Source organism: Lentiprolixibacter aurantiacus (assembly GCF_026241225.1).
Classification (GTDB): Bacteria; Bacteroidota; Bacteroidia; order Flavobacteriales; family Flavobacteriaceae; genus Lentiprolixibacter; species Lentiprolixibacter aurantiacus.
This window is the reverse complement of the sequence record NZ_JAPFQP010000001.1, coordinates 375,442-397,357: the sequence shown is the minus strand read 5'-3', so window position 1 is coordinate 397,357 and position 21,916 is coordinate 375,442. Positions and strand designations below refer to the sequence as shown.

Genomic DNA, 21,916 nt, shown 5'->3' with positions numbered 1-21,916 from the left:
GTAATTTCATGGTCTGAAAGCTTCATGCGGCATGCACCTATACTTTTGGCCACAAGGAAAAAAAGTACGCGCAAATAGCAAGGGGGAGGTGAAGGTGAAGAAGGGATGGTCAATTCAATTATGGAGGGAAAGGAAAAGGACTTACTGCTTATTGTTTTTATTTACCATAACAACAAGCGGGGTAATATCGGCCCAGGGGATTACTGTAAAGGGGGTTGTCCTGGACGCAAATGATCATAAGGAAATTGATGGGGTCAGGGTGTACACGGAGGGCAATCTTCAAGGTGTTCGTACGGCTGCCGATGGAACTTTTGAACTCAATATAGTTTGCCTTTCGGATTGTCTCCTGCAATTTGACAAAACAGGGTATCACCGTCTGAGGCTACCATTAGAAAGGGGTACAGATGTCATTGATTTGGGATCAATAATGTTAAGCAGGCAAAACCCTGTTGAGAAACGCGATGTGCTGCTGAATCTGTCGGAAAGCGACCTGAATGAAGAAGATGGGGTATCGGATGTGGTCGGTTTTTTACAAGGTTCCCGGGATATCTTTCTCAACAGGGCTGCTTTTGATTTTTCACAATCCTTTTTTCGGATTCGTGGTTATGATTCCTCGGAAGGATTAGTACACATTAATGGGTTGCCTATGAACAGTCTAACTAATGGCCGCCCCCAATGGAACAATTGGGGGGGTCTCAATGATGTTATGCGTTACGCCACAAGAAGCTTAAACCTGGATATTTCCAGGACCTCATTTGAAGGTCTTCTGGGAGGAGTGGATTTTACCGTGCGCCCATCACAGATGAGGCCTGGCAGCCGGATAACTGCCTCTTTTTCCAATCGCAGCTATGCTACCCGACTCATGGGTACTTTTGCTTCCGGGAGCAGGGATGGTCCTTTTTCTTTTGCACTCTCTCTATCAAGGAGATGGGCAGAGGAAGGATTCATTCAGGGAACCTCATATAATGCATATTCCCTTTTTGGAAGTATGGAACTGCAACTGGGACCATACAGCTCAATTTACGGATTTGCCATGTTGGCAAGTAATCGCAGAGGCAGATCTGCACCTGTTACTGAAGAGGTCTTTGATCTGGCTGGCAGGGCCTACAATCCCTACTGGGGATTTCAGGGGGGCAGAATTCGGAATTCACGGGAAAGACTGATATCCGAGCCTGTATTGATGCTCAATTTCCAGTTGAAACGAGAACGCTTAAGATTACGCCTGGGATTGGGATATCAGTTTGGTGAACAGGCTTCCAGCAGGTTGGGTTATTTTGAGGCGCCGAATCCGGACCCTACCTATTATCGATATCTGCCGAGTTTTTATTACAATAATCGTTTTGGCGATTATTCAATAAGTGCACAAAACGCAGCAGCAGGATTTCGTTCATACGGGCAGCTTTCCTGGGAAAATCTATACCGGGCAAATAGCAACAGTCCAACTGGGAAGGCTTCATATTTAGATTATTCGGAAGTTGAGGAAGGACAGCAACTTATTGCCGGAGCAAATGCCAACCTCAAGCTTAGTAAATCCATTAATCTGGATGCGGGTATTTCATACAGGGATCAGTATAAAGAATACTTTTCACGGATTGATGATTTATTAGGAGCCCAATACCATTTGGATATTGATCCCTTCAGCGGCACCGCGAACGATATAAACAGACCTGAAGAAAAAGGAGTTGGCGATCGCTTTGGGTATTCTTATTCATTAGGGATTAAAGCGATAAAAGCCTTTGCACAGGTAGAGTTTCTACAAAGAAAGTGGTCTACCTTTATTTCCGGGGGATGGGAATCCAGGGATTATCAAAGACAGGGATTATTTCTAAATGCGCGCTACCCGGAAGAGTCTTTTGGGCCAAGTCCGGTACGAAAATTTTCGGGCTCGGGAATTAAAGCCGGTATTGCATACTATCCAAACTCCAGGATTCAATTCAATCTTCGAGGCACCAGCCAGCAAAGACTCCCACTCCCCGGGAACCTGTATATCAATCAACGTGATAACCAAAAGACCGTATCCTATAAGCTTCTCCCGGTTGTAAAATCTGTAGAAATGAATGCCCATTTAAGATTCCCCCGGTTAACCGGCAGGGCCTCCTGGTTTTCTACCTGGTTTTCCAATACTACTGATATCGGGTTTTTCTATACAGATTCCGGACTGGGATCGGACTTCGTGCAGGAGGTTCAAACCAATATAAATACCTGGCACAGAGGTTTGGAATTCGGGTTGGAATACGCACCAGGCAGTTCAGTTACCCTTTCTCTGGCCGGAACAATGGCTAGCTATAAATATGTGAATAATCCACTGGTAAGCTTGTATTTTGATGTAACGGAAGCAGATCAAAACCCTATCCATCCATCCGGAAGAGCAAACCTGGGTCCGGCAAAGCTTAAGGAGCTATATATGCCCCGGGGACCACAACAAGCTATTTCCCTCGGGTTTACTTACAGGGATCCCGACTTCTGGTTTGTCAGTGCCACTGTGAATCAACTGAACATGAATTTTATAGATCTGTCAGTGCTGTCTAGAACCGATAGTTTCCTGCTGGATCCTGAAACTAGAGATACGGTTAGGGATATTGACGAAGACTTCCTGAAAACCCGGTTAAGGCAAGAACCGTTGCCAGGGGTATTTTTACTTAATCTGGTTGGTGGAAAGTCCTGGTTGATCAAGGGTCACTATCTCGGGATTTTTGCAAGTGTCAATAATTTGTTTGATACCACCTTCAGGACAGGAGGATTTGAACAAAGCAGAAATGGTCACTATATGCAATACATTGATGATGAGCGAAGTTTAACCCCATCATTTGCCCCTAAATACTGGTATGGTTACGGAAGGACCTATTTCCTTAACATTAGTATGAGTTTCTGATGATGGATTTCCTGAAAGTCGTATGGAGAATGCTTCGGCTAACTATTTGCATCCTGTTTGTAATCGTAAATATAAATTGTACTGAAGGAGACAATTACAGTAAGCCGCTACTTTGTGAAAATGAATGGAAATCCAACATATCAATCGCCGAATTGCAGTCGCTCTATCCTGGCGAAACGGTACGGATTCAGGATAACCAATTCTTGGAAGCTTATGTTATATCTTCTGATCAGGAAGGAAATTTCTTCGGGAGTATACATATACAGGACTTGCCTGATAACCCCACTGCAGGGCTGGAGGTATTGATTGATCTTCCGGACACACACATTTTCTACCCCATGGGACATCGTATCCTAATACGTTTGAAAGGAATGTATTTGGGAAAGGATGGAGAGATTTTTCAATTGGGAGGTGTTTCCAGTTTTTTTGGGAATCAGAAGGTAGGACGATTGCCTGCAAGCCTTACAGAAAAACACCTGCAACTGGGTTGTGCAGATTCATATGAGCTTGTGCCCAAATCCATTTCCCTGCAAAGGCTTGAGTTAGAAAATCCGGGCACCTATGTCGAAATCGATTCTGTCCAATTTACCGAAGATATTATTGGACAACCCTTTGCTGAAACAGAACAGGAAACCATACGATTACTTGAAGATTGTTATGGTAATTCTATTGAAGTCGTTAATAGCGGTTATGCCGATTTTGCATGGACTCCATTGCCCGCCGGGAGCGGCAAAATATCGGGAATATTATTAAAAGACCGGGGTAGTCTTATCATTCGAATCAATAAGCTCAAGGAGGTAAAATTTATCCATGAAAGATGTCCGTCAGGTCCTGACCCTATAACATCTGACAGTTTGTTCCTATCTGAAATAGCAGATCCGGATAATAATAGTGAAGCTAGGTTTGTTGAATTATTCAATGCCGGAAGTGATGATTTACCCTTGGCAGGGTGGACCCTGGAGCGCTATACCAATGATAACCCGGAAGCAGGTTCTGTAATAGACCTTTCGGACTTGATGATTCGGGCCGGGGGAACAGCCTTGATAGCCTCAAATGCTGCTGTTTTTGAAGAGGTTTTCGGTTTTCCTCCGGATCTGGAAGGAGGCAAGAACAGTCCGGCAGATTCTAATGGAGATGATAACCTGATTTTGAAAGACCCTTTTGGTGTAGTAAAGGATATTTTCGGAAGAATAGGTGAAGATGGCTCCAACACGGATCACGAGTTTGAAGACGGCAGGGCGCTTAGAAAAAGTGAAGTAAGTACGGGAAGCACAGTTTATGATCCTTCAGAATGGTATATATTCAATGATACGGGGCTGGTGGGCACAATAAACCAGCCTCAACTGGCACCAGACGATTTTTCACCGGGAATTCATAATAAATAAAGGCAGCCAGCTTGGATTTCAAATTCGAGCTTACCTTTCAGTGGAATCTTATTATTCCCTATTTTTAGGACATGGATTTAGAGACATTTTTTGGAGCCGTTAGAGAAGGTGATTTGGAAAAGGTAAATGCAACAATTGCCGAACACCCGGACTGGGTTAACAGCAAAGATTCCCGGGGATATACACCACTTATCCTGGCTGCATATTATGATCGAATAGAAGTAGTGGCCACATTGCTTAAAAATGGGGCCAGGGTCAGAGAAAAGGATGGCACAGGCAATAGTGCACTTATGGGGGCATGCTTCAAGGGTTTTGAAGGGGTGGTAGAATTGTTGCTTGAAGCTGGTGCAGATGTGAACGAACGCAACGCTATGGGTGGTACCTGCCTGATTTATGCGGCTACCTTTAACAAAGAGGCTATTGTACGATTGCTTTTATCCAATGGGGCCGATCCTAACATTAAAGACATGAGGGGCAGTACTGCACTGGACCATGCCAGGATGCAGGGATTTGCGCCCCTTGTTAAACTCCTAGAAACCCATCAATAACCTTTGCTATGGAACATTTGCATGTAGCGATGGTTCAGACAGCCCTGGTATGGGAAGATCCCAAAGCCAACAGAGATTTACTTGCATCCAAAATGGAGCAATTGGAAGGAGAGGTGGATCTGATAATCCTCCCCGAAATGTTCACCACCGGGTTTACCATGGATCCTGGGTCTATTCCTGCTGACGAAGGGCAAAGAACCCTGGATTGGATGCAGGAACAAGCCAAAAAATACAGGGCAGGTATCCTGGGCAGCACGGTCTTTATCGGGGAAAACAATCGCCATTTCAATCGCCTGTTTTTTGTTGGCCCGGATGGGGAACAGGAGCAGTACGACAAAAGGCACACCTTTACCCTGGCTGGGGAAGATAAAGAATACGAGGCAGGGAAGAAACGCCTCCTGTTTGAGTTTAGGGGCTTCCGAATATGCCCGATGATCTGTTACGACCTTCGATTCCCGGTATGGTCCCGAAATACTGAGGACTACGATCTTCTAATCTATGTGGCTAACTGGCCTGCCCCGCGAATTGGTGCCTGGGATGCCCTGCTGAAAGCCAGGGCAATTGAAAACATGTCCTATTGTCTGGGGGTTAACAGGCTTGGAAGTGATCAAAATGGCCATGAATATACCGGCCATTCCGCAGCCTATGATTGCCTGGGCAATACTATAGTATTTTCCCAGGAGGAGGCCATACTACAGGTAGTACTCTCCCAACAACATTTAAATCTTAACCGGGAAAAGCTACAGTTCCTGAAGGACCGCGACCACTTTAATATTCAACGGTAAACGTTTCCTCCAGCTCCCAGTTAGCCCTTACCTCAAGGACTTTTGGGTAGTATATTACCCGTTCGGGTTGTACATTTTTAAGGTAGTTTCCCGTATCCCATTCGCCATTTCCATTGGCATCCAGGATAAGGCGGATTAAATACTTTCCCGGATCAATGGTCCTAAATTCAAATACACGGGGTTCCCTGGCGAAGATCTCCCTTACCATAACCTCCTTGTCGTCTGTGAGTTGCACAATCAGTGGATAGTTGACATCACCAGATAGTCTCAGCCTGAGGTTTCCGTAATCGGCATAACTCGCTGTACTGAGCCGCAGGTTCAAGGTGTCATTGGTGTTTCCAAAAAAGTCTGTAATTGCCCCGGGGAAAACGTTTAATCTGTAATTCGTGTTGGCTTCTTTGGTAAAATCTATGGCCAAGCGATTGTATACTGAATCCAGACTCATCGTCAGCGGTATTATAACTGAATCCTGGTCCATCATGAAAAATTTGGCGGTATCCACAGCAGAGACCGGGATGTTCGCACTAAGGGTATATTTATCCTCAAAATTGATTTTTCCCCGGTGACTTGCGGTTATCACCAGTGAATCCAGGGGTAGGGACCGAGTTTTTACAGTAAAAGTATCCCGGATATCCAGTTGATCCTGATAGATCTCAAATACGAGGGAATCGCGCTCAAAAGGAGTAAACCAATAGTTTAGCGTATCCTTTTCAGGTTCCGGGTATACGAGGATCCTGACCGTATCGGGTATTTTGCTTAAAGGGTTGATGTGGACATGGTCCGGAGGTCCTGAAAAACCAAAAATAATCCTGTTTCCAGAGGCCAGTGTAGGGATAACAGCGTTGTAGTAAGGAATCTCTTTGAACAGGGTAAGAACAAATGATGTATCCGTTGGTAATTCCAGAGTGTCATTTAAAAACCCGATCTTATCTGCATTGGGATCGAAAAGGTTATTTTTCCCTTCGTCTTTTACAGCCCGGATAAGATATTTCCCCTCTTTAAGGTTCTGCAATTCAAAAGTAGTGGCACTATCCAGAGTATTGGTCAGGTAATACGGGGGCTGCTTGTATATGGTTGAGTCCGTATACGTAGAATCCAGTCTGTATAGCATAACACTGATAAATTCGTCAGCATTTTGGTTGAAGGCATCGCGAACTTCACCTTTAACTGTCAGAGAATCAATGTAATCTCCCGTGGAGAACACATAAGTTAGAAAGCTGTTGGGATTGCCTTCATTGTTATCCACAATGCTCTGTCCGAAATTGAGGGTGTAGGTGGTATTCTCGAGTAATGTGTCTTTAATTGTCACCTCAATGCTTTTGCTGGCAACACCCTGTGGTGATATTTGCGGCTGATTTTTTAAAGGCGGAGAGATGATCAGCTGGTCCTGAATATTATTTAATTTGATGTATTCATCAAAAAACAACCTGATCCTTCGGTTATCAAATTCCAGGGAAAAATTTTCCGGATCACTACGGATCAGTTCCGGAGGAGTAGTGTCTTTAGGGCCACCGGTAGGACTTCCCCTTCTGGCGCATTGCCAGCCCGTTAACAGGATCAGGAAAAAAAAGGCGGCAGCCAGTAACCGTCGCAGGTAAACCATAGGGATACGCTATGGGGCAAAGAAACGATTAATTTGCAGAAAACTAAAATTATGGAACTACAGCCATGGCGGCAATGGAAACTGAAACATCCGGTGCTTTGTGCAGGGCCTCTGAACAGGCTTCCAGGGTGGCCCCTGTAGTGATCACGTCATCCACTAGGAGTAGCTGCCTGTTTTCTAATGCCGATGGGTCCTTAAGTTGGTAGAGTGCCTGATTTCCCATCCAGCGATAGAGCCGGTTTTTTTTGGTTTGGGTGCGTGAATTGGCCGTTTTTATCAGCAGGTCATCCCGGTATTTTGCCTGCAGATGAAAGGCCAGTTTTAAGCCAAATCCTTCTACCTGGTTATACCCCCGTTTTCTGAGTTTTTTAGGATGTAAGGGCACGGGAATTACATAGTCAAAATCCACTTCAGGAGTACAGTCTTTAAGCAATTCCCCAAACCAGTCGCCCAGGAATTCTCCCACCTGTTGTTGACCCTTATATTTAAGGGCGTGGATAAGGTTTTTAACAATGCCTTCCCTATCGTAAAAGAGCATTGCCGCAGCTGTTCTGATTGGAGTTCTGCCGAAAAATATCCGATCAACGGCATTTTCGCGCTCAAAATCGTATTCGGTAAGGGGTAAATGGTTTCGACAAACGGTACATAACATTTGTTCTCCTCGAGATAATCGAACCATACATCCAAAACACAAAGTGGGCAGGAGTACCTTGTTGATATCATTTGCTATATTTGATAGCTTCGAGATAATCAAATTTTATGGGCTTTTACGCGTTATAACATAGCCTAATTGCATGGACAATCAAGAAAATAAATTCAACTATAAGATTATCCTGGCAGCCCTTTTAGCTGTCATTTTGGGTATCCTGATTGCGTTCTATTACAGCTACGCTCAGTCCAGTGCCCGAATAGGTTACCTGGAAGAGGAAAAAGCCCTTTTGGTCAAGGACCTTACGGTTATGAAAACCGAGGTAGACAGACTCTCTGCACTCAACGAGGTGAACGAGATAGAATTGCAGGACAGCCGTTACCGTGTACAGCAACTTCTGGATTCCGTAGGCAGGCTGAACTTCACCGTTAACAAACTCCGTGAATATCGTAAGGAACTCCGCATTTTGGAAGCAAAATACGATTCAATTAAACTGAAAAATAATTTCTTCCGATACAACAACATGCAGCTCACCCAGAAATACGACGATGCGCGTAAACTGATCGAGGAATTGAGGGGAGAAAGCAGCTCACTGGCTGAGGCTGAGGCCTTGTTGAGGAAGAAGAACCAGGAACTCAGCAACGAGTTGAAGATCAAAAACTACCTCCAGATGGAGAATACCGAAGGCAGTGGTTTCCGATTACGTGGTGGTAGACCAATCAGGACCAATAAGGCATCTACTATTGAAAAGCTAAGGGGGTGTGTCACTATAAAAGCAGACCAAAGCTCAGGATCCATGGAAAAAGTAATTTATTACCAGTTCCTGGGGCCAAATATGCGCGTTATAGAGGATAATGCCAACACCATTTCAGTTAGCGGTAACATCTACAGCAAGCGGGTAGAACTTATTTACCTCGGGGAGGAAATGAGCGTGTGCGATTTTATCACTATTACTGAAGGTTCCCTTGAACCCGGCATCTACACCTTAAATGTGTTCGAGGACCAGAAATTATTGTCGTCCTCGGAATTTCAGTTGAAATAATTCATTCTCTTTTTTTCTAATATTCTATTTTTGCCCAATGGCAAATCAAGAAGAGGTATTCAAAAAAGTAATTTCTCACGCAAAGGAGTACGGCTTTGTTGTACAGTCCAGTGAGATATACGACGGTCTGAGCGCTGTTTATGACTATGCTCAAAATGGCGCGGAGCTCAAGAAAAATATACGGGAGTACTGGTGGAAGGCCATGGTGCAGCTTAACCAGAATATAGTTGGTATTGATGCTGCTATTTTCATGCATCCAACCACCTGGAAGGCTTCAGGCCACGTGGACGCCTTCAACGACCCCTTGATAGACAACAAGGACTCTAAAAAAAGGTACCGCGCAGATGTGTTGGTAGAAGACCATGTTGCCAAGATTGAGGCCAAGATTGAGAAAGAAGTAAAGAAAGCCTCCAAAAGATTCGGGGATGCCTTTGACAGGGAACAATTCCTGAATACAAATCATAGGGTCCTGGATTACCAGGCCAAGGCAGATGCGATTTTGAAAAGGCTTGGGAAATCCCTCGAAAAAGAAGACCTCGCAGATGTAAAAGCCCTTATTGAAGAGCTGGGTATTGTATGCCCCTTATCCGGATCAAGAAACTGGACCGATGTTAAGCAGTTCAACCTGATGTTCGGGACCAAACTGGGAGCTACCGCAGATAGCGCCATGGATCTGTACCTAAGACCAGAAACGGCACAGGGGATTTTCGTGAATTTCCTGAACGTACAGAAATCGGGGCGGATGAAGATCCCATTTGGAATTGCCCAGGTAGGTAAGGCATTCCGGAATGAGATCGTTGCCCGGCAGTTCATATTCAGGATGAGGGAATTTGAGCAGATGGAAATGCAGTTTTTTATCGCTCCCGGAACCCAGAAGGAGTGGTATGAAAAATGGAAGGAAAACCGTATGAAATGGCATCTTTCGCTGGGTATGGGCGAAGAGAATTACCGCTTCCATGATCACGAAAAGCTCGCACACTACGCCGATGCGGCAGCAGATATTGAATTCCGTTTCCCATTTGGCTTCAAGGAACTGGAAGGGATACATTCCAGGACTGATTTTGACCTGGCCAATCATGAAAAATATTCCGGGAAAAAGCTGCAATACTTTGATCCCGAGCAAAACAAAAGCTACGTTCCTTATGTAGTGGAAACCTCCATTGGTCTGGACAGGATGTTCCTGGCGGTATTATCACACGCCTACCAGGAGGAAACCCTTGAAAACAATACCTCCCGGGTGGTATTGAAAATACCGGCAGTACTGGCTCCTGTTAAAGCGGCTATTCTTCCATTGGTAAAGAAGGATGGATTGCCGGAAATAGCACAGAAGATAGTGGATGAACTCCGCTGGGAATTCAACATTGCTTATGACGAAAAGGACGCCGTTGGCCGAAGGTACCGCAGACAGGATGCCGTGGGAACCCCCTTATGCATCACTGTAGATCACGACACCCTGAAAGATGATACGGTAACAATCCGCTTCCGTGATTCCATGGAGCAAAAGCGGGTAGCTATATCAGACCTCTCGGCAATTATAAGTGCTGAGGTAGACATGAAGCACTGGCTTCATAAGATGGACACTGTTTAGAGTGTATAGTTGAGGCTGATATTCGCGTAGAAGTTCCGGTCATTTCCCGGATAGAAATATCTGGGTTCATTACCCCCAAAGCTTGCCGCATTGATCAGTACGGACTGGGCATAGCGCACATTGAATACGTTGTTTACCCCTGCATTCAAATTCACTCGAAAGCTGCTCCCCAGTTTCTTTTGAATTCCCATACGGGTATTGTACACCGTAAAGGAATCACTGGTAAGGGAATTATCGTCCCGAAGGGGGATTTCGTCTACATACTGAAAAGTGTTGTTCCAGTAGAACCCCTCGTTGTTTTTTATCCTCAACCCAAAATTTGCTCTATGTTTTGGTACACCAGTAAGTGGGTTCCCCGAAAAATCTTCCCCTGCATCCAGGAATTCCACAAAACTGTGATCACTCAGGGAATAACTCAGAAAGGGAATAAAATCGAGGCTGTTTGAGAGATTTAGCAATAGATTCATATCCAGTTCCAGTCCCTGGTGCCTGGTACGGCCCGCATTCCTTCCTATGAATTGATCATCTCCCACGCGTTCGGCTACAAGCAGGTTTTTAATGTTCATCCGAAAGAGGGAGGCCGTCATCCAGAATTTGCCATTTGAACTGTATATTTTGGTGCCTAGTTCATAATTCATGCCGGTTTCCTGGCGGATGTCCGGGTTGATTACACCATCAGGGGTCAGTGTTTCTTCAAGGCTGGGATTGGAAAAACCCCTGCTGATATTGGCATACAGACTGTTTCCCTTGCCCACGTTGTATTGCACGTCCAGGCTGGGTAGGGCAATAATATCGAAATTGCGCCTTGCACTCCTGCTGGAAGCTCCGATATTGAAAAGATCCCTGAAATCATATACGGTTTTATTGATATTTAACCCAAGCTGGGCGGTAAAGGCTTTAGAAAAGGGAATATGCAGAGTGGCAAAGGCATTGAACTGACGCCTGTATTCTTTATTATCGCTGAGTTGCTCACCCTGGAGACTGCCTTCCCCGTTATTATCCCGGTATAAATTCTCGTATGTACCCCAATTGTATTCATCCTTGTAGAGTTCAGCTCCAAAAGTATAGTTCATCCGGGATAATTTGCCCATGTTTCCCCTGAACACAGAACGGAACCCGTATCCGTTGGTGAATTCATCCAGAATGTTAAAAGGCCTGGGCTCATAATGATCCAGGTAAGTATAGAAAATACTGTGCTCGTATTTAAGCTTATCCGTGAGCTTATTGGAGTAAGACAAACCAACCAGGGTATAGCGGTTTGCCTCAAACCCCTGTGCTTGTGCCCAGGTAAATGCCGCTTGTGTAGGATCTTCAGCAAAAGCAGTTGCACCAAGGGAACTCGGAATTTGAGCGGTATAATCGATATAATTTACCAGCAGGCTGATCTGGCTGTCATTATTGAATTTGTAACCCGCATTCAACAGTAGACCATCCCGTTCAAAGCTGTTGTTTTCCCTGTAGCCATCTGTTCGGAGTCGGTTGTAATTTAGATCCAGTACCCAGTGTTCGTCGGAAAGTGAAAAAAGGGTATTGTTCTTTTGCAGGTTGTAACTCCCCAGGGTAAAACTGGTTTGCAGTCTTGTTTCCCTTCTTTCCGAGGACTTTGTATTGAGCAGTATGGCACCGCCGAGGCTGGATGAATAAGCGGTTCCTTTAGGACCTTTGATCACCTCAACTGAAGCAAGGTTTTCCAGGTCGAATGCTTCCATTGTGGAAGATCCGGTTCCATTGGTTACAGGGATCCCGTTGAAATAAAGGCGAAGTTTGTCTGTGCCAAAAGGGGTTCGCGCACCAACTCCTCTTATGGTTATCCTGTTGGTGTTCAGAGCTCCCGATAAAACATAGACACCTGAAATCTGGTTGATGGACGACTGCAGGTCTACGGGACTATGGTTCTGAAATGCCTTCTCGCGGATTATGGAGGAAGGCGTGATCCCCAGGGAAGTATTCCGTTGTATGGGGTCATAAAGTATAACTTCCTCCAGTTGTGTAACAGTATCCCTGACCTGATCCTGACTGTATACCCGGATTACAGGAATTAGCAGAATGATTAGGAGTGAGCGCAAAACCATTTTAGGAAGTTAGGCAGCAAAAGTAACCATTAAAACCTGAATCCCACGGACAGTCCGCCCCGGTATACAAAACTATCCTGAAATTCTTCAGGGTTGATATTCCTCCCAAATCCACCGAAGATCTCGAGCGAAAATCGCTGGCTCCTGGTTACCCATTTATTTCCCAGACCCAGGCCCAGCGCAATACTGTTATAATCCTCCGTGAGTCTTAAACCCCCTGATTCTAATTCTCTTTCAGCAGTATAATAGAGCCCGAATGCCTCAGCAAAGAATCCACTCCTGGGCTGATATCCAAAATAGGCCCTGAAATTGGCACCCAGGCCAAAATCGCCGTTGTAGTCATCACCGTCATTGTCAAAATACACCGTACCTCCAATGCTGGTATCCTCGCTCAGATAATACTCGTAAGACATTTCAACCGTGGTGGTGGCCAGGAACAAACCGATATTGAACTTAATTTCATGATCTTCGGTTAGCACAGGATATGCCTGGGCAGAAACGGAAATGCCAAAAAGGAATACACAAATAAATAATGGTACATGCTTCATTGCGGGAGGTTTAAATTTAAAGGTACTTCAACTTATTTAAAAACGAAAAGTACTTAAGGTATTGCTAAGAATCAATCATAGTATTCGGGTTTAAAAACACAATCAGTAATTTTGCCGCAAAACAAAAACCTTGAAAATAGTCTCCTACAACGTAAATGGAATTCGTGCAGCAATCAACAAGGGATTTCTGAACTGGTTGCAACAGGTGAATCCGGATGTGGTATGCCTGCAGGAAATTAAGGCACTGGAATCTCAGCTGGAACTGGAACTTTTCCATCAGGCCGGATATCGCTACAATTACTGGTTCAGTGCCCAGAAAAAAGGTTATAGTGGCGTGGCTATACTTTCCAAAAAAGAACCGGACAGGGTGGTTTTTGGCACGGGAATAGACTACATGGATCACGAGGGCCGGAATTTAAGAGCCGACTTTAACGGGGTTTCAGTGATGAGCCTCTATGTACCCTCTGGAACCAACATTGCCCGCCTGGATCATAAGTTGCAGTATATGGACGATTTTCAGGATTATGTCAACCAGCTGAAAAAAGAAACGCCCAACCTGGTTATATGCGGTGATTACAACATTTGCCATGAGGCCATAGATATTCACGATCCGGTTCGCAACAAGAATGTATCCGGTTTCCTGCCTGTGGAAAGGGAATGGATTGGAAATTTCATTGATAGCGGATTTATAGATAGTTTCCGATTCTTCAACAAAGAGCCACACAATTATACCTGGTGGACTTACCGGGCTAATGCACGGGCTAATAACAAGGGATGGCGTTTGGACTATGGGATGGTGAGTCGCCCTCTGGAAAGCAAACTAAAAAGATCTGTGATTCTTTCTGAGGCAGTCCACAGCGATCATTGCCCTATTTTGCTCGAACTGGGTTAGTCGTAATTTCAAGGGAAATCAGCAAAAAGATATTGTTACCTTTGCCACCAAATTCCGGAAGTTGTTTATGAAATATACCACATTACCGCACACTGATATCGAAGTAAGCAAGATTTGCCTGGGAACCATGACCTGGGGCAAACAGAATACCGAGGAGGAGGGGTTTGCGCAGATGGATTATGCTGTGGAAAAGGGGATCAATTTTTTTGACACCGCAGAGCTCTATCCTATTCCCGCTCATCCGGATCGCTTTGCCCATACGGAGATTATTATTGGTAACTGGTTTAAGAAAACCGGAAGGCGCAAGGACATTGTTCTGGCATCCAAAATTGCAGGCAGGGCTGAGTTTACCAGGTTTATCAGGAGTACAGGTTTCAGCCGGGATTCCATAATCGAAGCACTGGACGGAAGCCTGAAGCGCTTGCAGACAGATTATATTGATTTATATCAGTTGCACTGGCCTGAGCGCAACACTAATTATTTTGGCCAGCGCGGGTATAATCCCGAACTGAAAGATTACTGGCAGGACAATATCCATCAGGTTCTGGAAACACTTCGGGATCAGATGAAAGCCGGTAAGATAAGGCAGGTGGGCCTCTCCAATGAATCTCCCTGGGGGACCATGCGTTTCCTGGAGGAAAGCAAAGTGCATAAATCGCTTCCCAGGATGATTACCATTCAGAATCCATATAGTCTCCTCAACAGGCTTTTTGAAGTGGGCTTATCGGAAATATCAATGCGGGAAAATATTGGTTTGCTGGCCTATTCCCCATTGGGCTTTGGTGTACTGAGTGGCAAATACCTGGGCGGGAAAAAACCTGCCAAGGCCAGAATTACCCTCTTCCCCAATTACAGCAGGTACATCAACGAACAGGCGGTTATGGCAACCCAGAAGTATTACGAACTTGCCCAAAGCCACGGATTATCCCTGGCCCAGATGGCCCTGGCCTATGTAAATACGCGTCCTTTCCTGAGCAGCAATATCATAGGGGCCACTACAATGGAGCAGCTTAAGGAAAATATTGGCAGTATGGATGTTCATTTAAGTGATGAGGTCCTGAAGGGGATTGAGAAAATCCATAACATGCATCCCAATCCTGCGCCTTAGTCAGAAGCTCCCACTATCCACATCATTCACAAAATCAATTACCCCGGAAAAATAATTCTTTTGGTCGTCATATTGTGAAAGGTGACTACCATTGGGGCAGTATAAATAGCGGCCATTTTGAACTTCCCCGGCCATCCATTCCATATGTTTGGGGTCCATAGTGTCGTATTGGGCGCCTATAACCAAGGTGGGTACCGACAGTTCTTTAAGCCTGTCTTTCACATCCCACTCCTTTAAAGTGGCATCTCCGGTAATGCCAAATTCACTATAACCCTGCATGTGTACATAGATCTGGTTGTTGGCGTGATTGAGTGTGCGCATTACTGCCTCCGGCCATTCTTCCATGGGCAGCCTTAGTACATGTTCTGTATAATAATGGTTCATGAGCAACTCGCCATAACGGGGGTTTGTGAAGTCCTCCGCATCTTCCATTGCCTTGATCTCTTTGTAGACTTCTGGGTCCATTTGTGGTCCCAGTACTTCCTGAGCATAGGCGTTGTATTCGGGGACACTGCTCATCATATTTGAGATAATTAGTCCTTTCATGTTATCCTGATATTTCAGGGCATATTCCATAGCCAGAATCCCTCCCCAGCTCTGTCCGAGCAGATAGAAATTGGAACTATCCAAGCCTAAAGCCTGCCTTACCTGCTCTACCTCCTCAACAAACCGTTCCGTTGTCCAGAGGCTGAGGTCATCGGGCTGGTCGCTATGATAGGAGCCCAATTGGTCATAGTAGATATACTCGATTTCTTCCTGGGGGAAATATCCATCAAAACAGCTAAATGCCTCATGGGTCATACCCGGACCCCCGTGCAGTAGCAGTACTTTTTTGGTGGGGTTGTTACCCACCCGCTTGGTCCAGACCTTAAATTCTCCCTTTTCGGTCTGTATCGGGATCATCTTGATACCGCCGGTAAACTGGTCATCACGGTTTTCGAAACTCCAGTAATCCTGGCTGGTATTTTCTGCCTGTTGTTCGGGTTGAGGTTTACAGGAAATCAGGAAAGCGATTACCAGTAAGCCCAGAGTCAATTTTTTCATAGGATAGTGTTTTGAGTAGGTATTAAAGGTAGGAAAATTGTCAATTTCAGGGAAGCAGGAACTGCACAACTTCTTCAATCCTGGACACCAGGACAGGTTCTATGCCGCCCTTGTTTCCGCTTAGTTTATTGTGCTTTGAAACAAAAATGCGAGAGAAGCCCAGTTTTTCAGCTTCCTGTATCCTTTGCTCCACCCGTTGAACAGGCCGTATCTCACCTGCCAGCCCGATTTCTGCCGCAAAACACCAGTCCTTCTGAACTGCCACATCTGCATTGCTCGAAAGGATAGCAGCCACAACCGCCAGGTCCAATGCCGGGTCGTCAATGCTGATCCCCCCGGTTATATTCAGAAACACGTCCTTAGCCCCAAGCCGGAATCCGGCTCTTTTTTCAAGCACTGCCAGCAACATATTCAGGCGTTTGGCATTGTAGCCCGTTGCCGAACGCTGCGGGGTGCCGTACACGGCTGTGCTCACAAGGGCCTGTACCTCTATCATCAGTGGTCGCATACCTTCCAGTGTGGCGGCAATGGCGGTGCCACTCAATCCATCGCGATTCCCTGATATCAGGACCTCTGAAGGATTGCTCACTTCCCTGAGCCCTTTTTCCTGCATTTCATAAATGCCCAGTTCTGATGTGGAACCAAAGCGATTTTTCAATGCCCGGAGGATTCGGTACACATAGTGCCGGTCACCTTCAAACTGCAATACGGTATCTACCATGTGCTCCAGGATCTTGGGTCCTGCAATCTGCCCTTCCTTGGTAATGTGCCCGATCAGGATTACGGGCGTATGGGTCTCTTTGGCAAAGCGGATTAGTTCGGCAGTGCATTCTCGTATTTGGGAGATGCTTCCCGCTGCAGATTCAATGTAATCTGTATGCAGGGTCTGTATGGAATCGATAACCAGTAGTTCAGGTTGCAGGGCTTCTATTTGCCGGAATATATTCTGGGTTTTGGTTTCGGTTAGTATAAAACAGTTTTCATTTCCTTCCAGAATGCGTTCTGCGCGCATTTTGATCTGCTTTTCGCTTTCCTCCCCGGAAACGTACAGGGATTTTACCGGGAGCTTTAATACCGTTTGCAAAACCAGCGTACTCTTGCCTATTCCGGGTTCACCGCCTAATAATACCAGGGAACCAGGAACCAGTCCTCCACCCAGCACCCGGTTAAACTCTGTGTCGCGCAGGTCTAATCGTGATTCCTTTTCCAGGCTGATCTCCTTAATTCTCCTGGGTTTTGCTATGCGGGAACTTTCCTGAGTTGTCTTCCAGGTAGTGGCCTCTTTCTGGATCACTTCTTCTACAATGGTGTTCCAGCCTTTACAGGCAGAACACTGTCCAATCCATTTGGCGTACTGGGTTCCGCAATTCTGGCAGAAAAAAGCAGTTTTTGTTTTGGCCATGATACCTCTAGGTGAGCAAGACCATAAAGATATCGTGTCCGTCAGGAAAAACAAAGACGGATCCGGTACTTTCCCAGATATTAGTGGATTATTTCAGGATAGGAACTTAGTATCCGAAATCAGCTTTGAGCGCCTCCATTTTTTCCAGGGCCATATCCTTGGTAAGGAAATCGATTTCTTTCATACCAAAGGCCTTTTCAAAAGTCCTCAGGGCTTTTTTGGGCTCCCCGATTTCTTCGTAGTATTCCCCTTCCAAATAATATCCCAGCATGGTATCCGGGAATTCGGATTTACATAATTCTGCCAGGGGTTTGAGGGATTCGAAATCATCTTTTTTCCGGCAGCCGGCATATATTGCCATAATATCATTCAGCTCAACTTTCTTTCGAAAACCAAAAAGGGTTTGGATTTTATCGTACTTTTCTTTCAGGTAGTCAAATACCGGAGCCTCTGAAGTCAGGATTTGTGTCTTGTACTCCTGGGGCGTAATGGGTTTGAAGATACCGAAGGTACGGTCCCATGCCTTACCCAGTCCGTAGGTGATAACAGAGGTGTCATCGGCTGCTTTGTATTCATCAAAATAATACTGAATATTTTCCTTGTTGAGACTCTTTAAGCCCTTGTCCAGTTGCAAAGTGGCATTCCAATTGTCGCCTTTGCCCGTAGGGACGATCAGGTGATAATAGATCTGCTGCTGGAGCACATTGAGGCGCTCGGGAACCCTACTTGCCATTTGCGGAGCAAGGAATGGGGATATGCTGATATAGGCATTAAAAATGGATTTATCCTTAAAAAGGAAGTAGTTGCCAAAATTGGCGGTAATATCATATCCCACGAATATTTTGAACGGCGCCGTGCTGTAGGAAGTCTCAAGAAATGGGATAACTTCCATGCCGAGAAACTCGTAGAATTGAGGACCTTTTTCTCCGGGAAGGCCATTGCGTTCATCAAAAGCACAATCCTCCCACCTCAGGTTGTCGGGTTGTTGTCCAACACCCAGGACTATCGCTTCAGGCATACCCTGGAATTTGCTGTAGAATTTAGCATTGGCTACCACCAGGTCAAACAAATATTCCCCGTCCAGTACCACTACTAGCGGGTATTTTTTCCCCGGGTCATAGTCTTCAGGGATGTAATACTGAATATTGCGCCTTTCCTGCAATTTGAAGGATTCAAAAATTTCCTGTGTAACCTGGGCATTTAAGCCAAGGAAGCTAATGGCGAAGGCCATTGACAATAGAATTCGTCTCATGGGTTGTCTTTTGAGAAACAGTACGGTTTATCTGTTTCTGTTCAATAACGGTATGATGAGGAAGGATATTGCGCCAAAAACTACGATCATCAGGGTTTGCGCAATCCACATGATCCAGCCAAATGCGTCACCGCCCACTGAACTTACGCCAAAAATCCCCAGTGAGGCACTAACCGCAATGGGATAAAGGCCAATTCCACCATTGGTGGTAGACATGGCAAAGGCCCCGGCAACAAAGCCTACCAGTAATTCTCCAAAGCTGAGTGATACTGTTTCGGCAACGGTGTATTTGATAACCCAGAACATGAGTATATAAGCACCCCAAATGAATAAAGTGTGCAGTACAAAAGGCCACTTTTTTTCCATTTTGAAAATGCTCAGGATGCCATCCAGAAGGCCTCTGACAAAATCCTTGAGCTTAACGGCAAATTGGGAAGAAGACCTTCGCATAAAGGCCAGAAAGATAAACATACCCGCAACCCCAAGTCCTACTATGGCCAGGGTAGTCCCCATTCCAAGCCCATGGTCTCTGAGATATTCCATGATGATATCTGTCTGAGAAAACAAGGCGATCAGTATTATCAGGAAAAGCATGAGCAGGTCAATAACCCTTTCCGTGACTATGGTGCCGAAACCCTTTTGAAAAGGCACATTTTCATAACTGGCAAGGGCAGTAGCCCTGAGAACTTCTCCAGACCTCGGGATTCCCAGGTTGGTGAAGTAGGCCATCAGGATAATCAGAACGTTATTGGTAATCCTGGGCCTGTATCCCAGCGGCTCTAGTAGGTAGTTCCAGCGTACAGCTCTTGAAATATGGCTGAGGATCCCGATTAGAATCGACAGGGATACCCAAACAGGATTAGCCTCACCTATATATTTCAGTATTTGTTTCCGGTCTTCTTCCGAAGTAATGGCATAAGAATACCACACCAAAAAAAGACCCAGGCCTATTGGGAGTATGGTTTTGAGAAGCTTGACCAGTTTTTTGCTCAAAATTATTGTAAAAGATTGGTCTCTTCATTGGGGAAGACCAGTGCCGGATTGAAGGTTCTGGCTTCTTCAATATCCATCCTGGCATAGGTAATGAGGATAAGGATATCCCCCACGGCAACTTTACGCGCAGCCGCTCCATTTAAGGTTAACTCACCACTGCCACGGGGCCCCGGGATTACGTAAGTTTCCAGGCGTTCACCGTTATTGTTGTTAACCACCTGTACTTTTTCACCCCTAATAATGTTGGCGGCATCCATAAGGTCTTCATCTATGGTTATGCTGCCAATATAGTTCAGATCCGCTCCGGTAACGCGAACCCTGTGTATTTTCGACTTAACTACTTCTACTTGCATCGGACAAAATTAATCAATTCAGGGCAAGGTTATCAATTAGCCTGATATCTCCGGCGTAAACCGCGATAAATGCCCTGTATTCCTGGTTTTCGTTTTTTGTATTAATGGGGATCAGCGTGTTGGCATCGGCTATGGAAAAATATTCCAGCTCGAAATCTGCTTCATTACTGAATACCTCCTGCACCCAATCCATTATCTTACTAACACTTTCTGTGCCAAATTGTTGCCTGGCAGATTGAAGGGTCTGGTAAATGATTCCGGCCCGCTCCCTAAGTCGTTTTGGCAGTCGGGTATTACGGGAACTCATGGCAAGGCCATTCGGTTCTCTGACAATAGGACAGGGACAGATGGTAACCTCCAGCCCCTTATCCTTTACCAGTTTTTTGATAATCTGCAGTTGCTGGTAATCTTTCTCACCAAAATAGGCCCTGTCCGGGGAAGTAAGCCGTAGCAATGTTTCCACAATAGTGGCCACTCCTTGAAAATGCCCCTCACGGTATGCCCCTTCCATAACCTGATCAAGTCCCCCAAGGTCATAATCAAGAGCTTTGACCTGCCCGGCGTATACCTCTTCAATAGCAGGAGCAAAAACCACCACTTTGGGAAGGAAGGTTTTCAGTATATCCAGATCGGCCTGCAGGTTCTGTGGATATTTCTCCAGGTCTTCCGGGTTGTTGAACTGAGTTGGGTTTACGAATATGCTAACGATAACACGGTCATTTTCCTGAACGGCTCGCTCAATAAGGCTCAGGTGCCCTTCATGCAGGGCCCCCATAGTGGGGACCAGACCTATTTCCCTGGCTTCATTGCGCTCACCTTCCAGGAAGATGCGCAGTTCTTCGCGTGTGTTGATCGTAGTCATATCTCTGGTTACGGGCGTGCAAACTTACTATAATTACGGGTATTCTTCATAATTTTTGTAATTTTGCAGCTACGTTTCTTCGATAACCGAAATACTACTTGTATGAATGGTAAAAAGATATTGTTTGTATCTTCTGAATTAGTGCCCTATTTACCCGAGAATGAAGTTTCCCTGATGTCTTACGAAGCCCCCAGGATGGTGAACGCCAGCGGAGGCCAGATAAGGATATTTATGCCGAGGTATGGAAACATCAATGAGCGCAGACATCAGCTTCATGAAGTAATACGCCTGTCAGGTATGAATCTGGTTATCAATGATCTGGATATGCCCCTGATTATCAAAGTAGCCTCTATTCCCAAAGAACGTATCCAGGTTTATTTTATAGACAACGAGGAATATTTTAAGCGCAAGGCAACCTTTACGGATGAGGACGGCAATTTGTTTGCCGACAATGATGAAAGGGCAATTTTCTTTGCCAAAGGGGTTGTGGAAACTGTTAAGAAACTCAACTGGTCTCCTGATATTATACATGTACATGGCTGGATGGCTTCGCTATTGCCGCTATACCTTAGGAAATATTATGCGGATGAACCCATTTTTGCAGACAGTAAGATCGTAACCTCTATTTATGGCAGGGGTTTTGAAGGGGAACTGGATCCAAACATGAAAAATAAAATCGCCTTTGATGGCATTGATGCAGATAGCATAACCACCCTGGAAAAGGCCTCCTATAATAATTTGTTAAAGGTAGCTGTTGATTACTCCGATGCAGTTATTTTCGCTTCAGAAGATATTCCTGAAGAGTTAACGGCCTATGTGGATAAACTTCAAATACCTGCTTTGCCCTATGTTTCCATACAGGAGTTCGAAGAAGCCTATACGCAGTTTTACACCACAGAAGTATTAAAATAGCATTGA

At 45.3% G+C, this 21,916-nt stretch carries 19 protein-coding genes; 9 read left to right on the top strand and 10 right to left on the bottom strand.

From position 1 onward, the window contains the following. Window positions 1-31 precede the first annotated feature (31 nt). The 4 genes from OO016_RS01760 (at window position 32) to OO016_RS01745 (ending at window position 5,590) form a co-directional block, all read left to right on the top strand. Entirely contained in the window at window positions 32-2,872 is a 2,841-nt protein-coding gene (locus OO016_RS01760) for a carboxypeptidase-like regulatory domain-containing protein (RefSeq protein ID WP_266010325.1), read from the top strand. After that, on the top strand, window positions 2,872-4,257 hold the full coding sequence (locus OO016_RS01755; protein WP_266010323.1) for a DUF5689 domain-containing protein: 1,386 nt from the start codon (window positions 2,872-2,874) through the stop codon (window positions 4,255-4,257). The genes OO016_RS01760 and OO016_RS01755 overlap by 1 nt, the downstream gene beginning before the upstream one ends. A gap of 71 nt (window positions 4,258-4,328) precedes the next feature. Next, the gene (locus OO016_RS01750) at window positions 4,329-4,805 is read left to right on the top strand and encodes an ankyrin repeat domain-containing protein (RefSeq protein WP_266010321.1); all 477 of its coding nucleotides are present in this window, start codon (window positions 4,329-4,331) and stop codon (window positions 4,803-4,805) included. A gap of 8 nt (window positions 4,806-4,813) precedes the next feature. After that, the gene (locus tag OO016_RS01745; RefSeq protein ID WP_266010319.1) at window positions 4,814-5,590 is read left to right on the top strand and encodes an amidohydrolase; all 777 of its coding nucleotides are present in this window, start codon (window positions 4,814-4,816) and stop codon (window positions 5,588-5,590) included. On the opposite strand, the gene OO016_RS01740 is transcribed toward OO016_RS01745, so the two are convergent. Further along, complete coding sequence (locus OO016_RS01740; protein ID WP_266010316.1) at window positions 5,574-7,193, bottom strand: Ig-like domain-containing domain; 1,620 nt, start codon at window positions 7,191-7,193, stop codon at window positions 5,574-5,576. The two genes, OO016_RS01745 and OO016_RS01740, sit on opposite strands and share 17 nt — an antisense overlap. Before the next feature lie 49 nt (window positions 7,194-7,242). Then, the gene (locus OO016_RS01735) at window positions 7,243-7,947 is read right to left on the bottom strand and encodes a ComF family protein (protein WP_266010314.1); all 705 of its coding nucleotides are present in this window, start codon (window positions 7,945-7,947) and stop codon (window positions 7,243-7,245) included. A gap of 40 nt (window positions 7,948-7,987) precedes the next feature. Here OO016_RS01735 and OO016_RS01730 point away from each other — a divergent pair, with 40 nt between their 5' ends. Next, window positions 7,988-8,884: a DUF8428 domain-containing protein gene (locus OO016_RS01730; RefSeq protein ID WP_266010312.1), complete on the top strand. Its 897-nt coding sequence runs from the start codon at window positions 7,988-7,990 to the stop codon at window positions 8,882-8,884. A 37-nt stretch (window positions 8,885-8,921) separates the two neighbouring features. Then, entirely contained in the window at window positions 8,922-10,472 is a 1,551-nt protein-coding gene (locus tag OO016_RS01725) for a glycine--tRNA ligase (protein WP_266010310.1), read from the top strand. Here OO016_RS01725 and OO016_RS01720 read toward each other — a convergent pair. Together OO016_RS01720 and OO016_RS01715 are read right to left on the bottom strand one after the other, a co-directional pair. After that, on the bottom strand, window positions 10,469-12,538 hold the full coding sequence (locus tag OO016_RS01720; RefSeq protein WP_439649296.1) for a TonB-dependent receptor family protein: 2,070 nt from the start codon (window positions 12,536-12,538) through the stop codon (window positions 10,469-10,471). The genes OO016_RS01725 and OO016_RS01720 overlap by 4 nt on opposite strands. Before the next feature lie 35 nt (window positions 12,539-12,573). Beyond that, on the bottom strand, window positions 12,574-13,092 hold the full coding sequence (locus OO016_RS01715; protein ID WP_266010306.1) for a hypothetical protein: 519 nt from the start codon (window positions 13,090-13,092) through the stop codon (window positions 12,574-12,576). A 130-nt stretch (window positions 13,093-13,222) separates the two neighbouring features. Between OO016_RS01715 and OO016_RS01710 the strand changes: the two genes are divergently transcribed. Together OO016_RS01710 and OO016_RS01705 are read left to right on the top strand one after the other, a co-directional pair. Beyond that, window positions 13,223-13,984: an exodeoxyribonuclease III gene (locus tag OO016_RS01710; protein WP_266010305.1), complete on the top strand. Its 762-nt coding sequence runs from the start codon at window positions 13,223-13,225 to the stop codon at window positions 13,982-13,984. Window positions 13,985-14,051: 67 nt separating this feature from the next. Further along, complete coding sequence (locus OO016_RS01705; protein WP_266010304.1) at window positions 14,052-15,092, top strand: NADP(H)-dependent aldo-keto reductase; 1,041 nt, start codon at window positions 14,052-14,054, stop codon at window positions 15,090-15,092. On the opposite strand, the gene OO016_RS01700 is transcribed toward OO016_RS01705, so the two are convergent. The 6 genes from OO016_RS01700 to panC form a co-directional block, all read right to left on the bottom strand. Continuing rightward, window positions 15,093-16,136 (bottom strand): proline iminopeptidase-family hydrolase, encoded by a 1,044-nt coding sequence (locus OO016_RS01700; protein ID WP_266010302.1) that lies wholly within the window; start codon window positions 16,134-16,136, stop codon window positions 15,093-15,095. A 46-nt stretch (window positions 16,137-16,182) separates the two neighbouring features. Continuing rightward, window positions 16,183-17,538 (bottom strand): DNA repair protein RadA, encoded by a 1,356-nt coding sequence (gene radA / locus OO016_RS01695; RefSeq protein ID WP_266010300.1) that lies wholly within the window; start codon window positions 17,536-17,538, stop codon window positions 16,183-16,185. 106 nt (window positions 17,539-17,644) lie between these two features. Continuing rightward, window positions 17,645-18,790 carry an alpha/beta hydrolase gene (locus OO016_RS01690; protein WP_266010298.1) on the bottom strand — a complete coding sequence of 382 codons (1,146 nt, stop codon included), beginning with the start codon at window positions 18,788-18,790 and terminating at the stop codon, window positions 17,645-17,647. 27 nt (window positions 18,791-18,817) lie between these two features. Then, a complete protein-coding gene (locus OO016_RS01685; protein WP_266010296.1) occupies window positions 18,818-19,783 on the bottom strand; it encodes a lysylphosphatidylglycerol synthase transmembrane domain-containing protein in 966 nt (321 codons plus the stop codon). A gap of 2 nt (window positions 19,784-19,785) precedes the next feature. Next, entirely contained in the window at window positions 19,786-20,136 is a 351-nt protein-coding gene (gene panD, locus OO016_RS01680; RefSeq protein WP_266010294.1) for an aspartate 1-decarboxylase, read from the bottom strand. Between the two features lie 13 nt (window positions 20,137-20,149). Then, the gene (panC, locus tag OO016_RS01675) at window positions 20,150-20,998 is read right to left on the bottom strand and encodes a pantoate--beta-alanine ligase (RefSeq protein WP_266010292.1); all 849 of its coding nucleotides are present in this window, start codon (window positions 20,996-20,998) and stop codon (window positions 20,150-20,152) included. A 102-nt stretch (window positions 20,999-21,100) separates the two neighbouring features. Between panC and OO016_RS01670 the strand changes: the two genes are divergently transcribed. Continuing rightward, window positions 21,101-21,910, top strand: a complete 810-nt coding sequence (locus OO016_RS01670; protein ID WP_266010290.1) for a glycogen/starch synthase — start codon at window positions 21,101-21,103, stop codon at window positions 21,908-21,910. Window positions 21,911-21,916 lie beyond the last annotated feature (6 nt).

Excerpts from the sequence above, each read along its gene's own strand:
- OO016_RS01760 (WP_266010325.1), top strand. The coding sequence starts at position 32 with ATGCACCTATACTTTTGGCCACAAGGAAAAAAAGTACGCGCAAATAGC.
- OO016_RS01755 (WP_266010323.1), top strand. The coding sequence starts at position 2,872 with ATGATGGATTTCCTGAAAGTCGTATGGAGAATGCTTCGGCTAACTATT.
- OO016_RS01750 (WP_266010321.1), top strand. The coding sequence starts at position 4,329 with ATGGATTTAGAGACATTTTTTGGAGCCGTTAGAGAAGGTGATTTGGAA.
- OO016_RS01745 (WP_266010319.1), top strand. The coding sequence starts at position 4,814 with ATGGAACATTTGCATGTAGCGATGGTTCAGACAGCCCTGGTATGGGAA.
- OO016_RS01740 (WP_266010316.1), bottom strand. The coding sequence starts at position 7,193 with ATGGTTTACCTGCGACGGTTACTGGCTGCCGCCTTTTTTTTCCTGATC.
- OO016_RS01730 (WP_266010312.1), top strand. The coding sequence starts at position 7,988 with ATGGACAATCAAGAAAATAAATTCAACTATAAGATTATCCTGGCAGCC.
- OO016_RS01725 (WP_266010310.1), top strand. The coding sequence starts at position 8,922 with ATGGCAAATCAAGAAGAGGTATTCAAAAAAGTAATTTCTCACGCAAAG.
- OO016_RS01715 (WP_266010306.1), bottom strand. The coding sequence starts at position 13,092 with ATGAAGCATGTACCATTATTTATTTGTGTATTCCTTTTTGGCATTTCC.
- OO016_RS01705 (WP_266010304.1), top strand. The coding sequence starts at position 14,052 with ATGAAATATACCACATTACCGCACACTGATATCGAAGTAAGCAAGATT.
- OO016_RS01700 (WP_266010302.1), bottom strand. The coding sequence starts at position 16,136 with ATGAAAAAATTGACTCTGGGCTTACTGGTAATCGCTTTCCTGATTTCC.
- radA (WP_266010300.1), bottom strand. The coding sequence starts at position 17,538 with ATGGCCAAAACAAAAACTGCTTTTTTCTGCCAGAATTGCGGAACCCAG.
- OO016_RS01690 (WP_266010298.1), bottom strand. The coding sequence starts at position 18,790 with ATGAGACGAATTCTATTGTCAATGGCCTTCGCCATTAGCTTCCTTGGC.
- panD (WP_266010294.1), bottom strand. The coding sequence starts at position 20,136 with ATGCAAGTAGAAGTAGTTAAGTCGAAAATACACAGGGTTCGCGTTACC.
- panC (WP_266010292.1), bottom strand. The coding sequence starts at position 20,998 with ATGACTACGATCAACACACGCGAAGAACTGCGCATCTTCCTGGAAGGT.
- OO016_RS01670 (WP_266010290.1), top strand. The coding sequence starts at position 21,101 with ATGAATGGTAAAAAGATATTGTTTGTATCTTCTGAATTAGTGCCCTAT.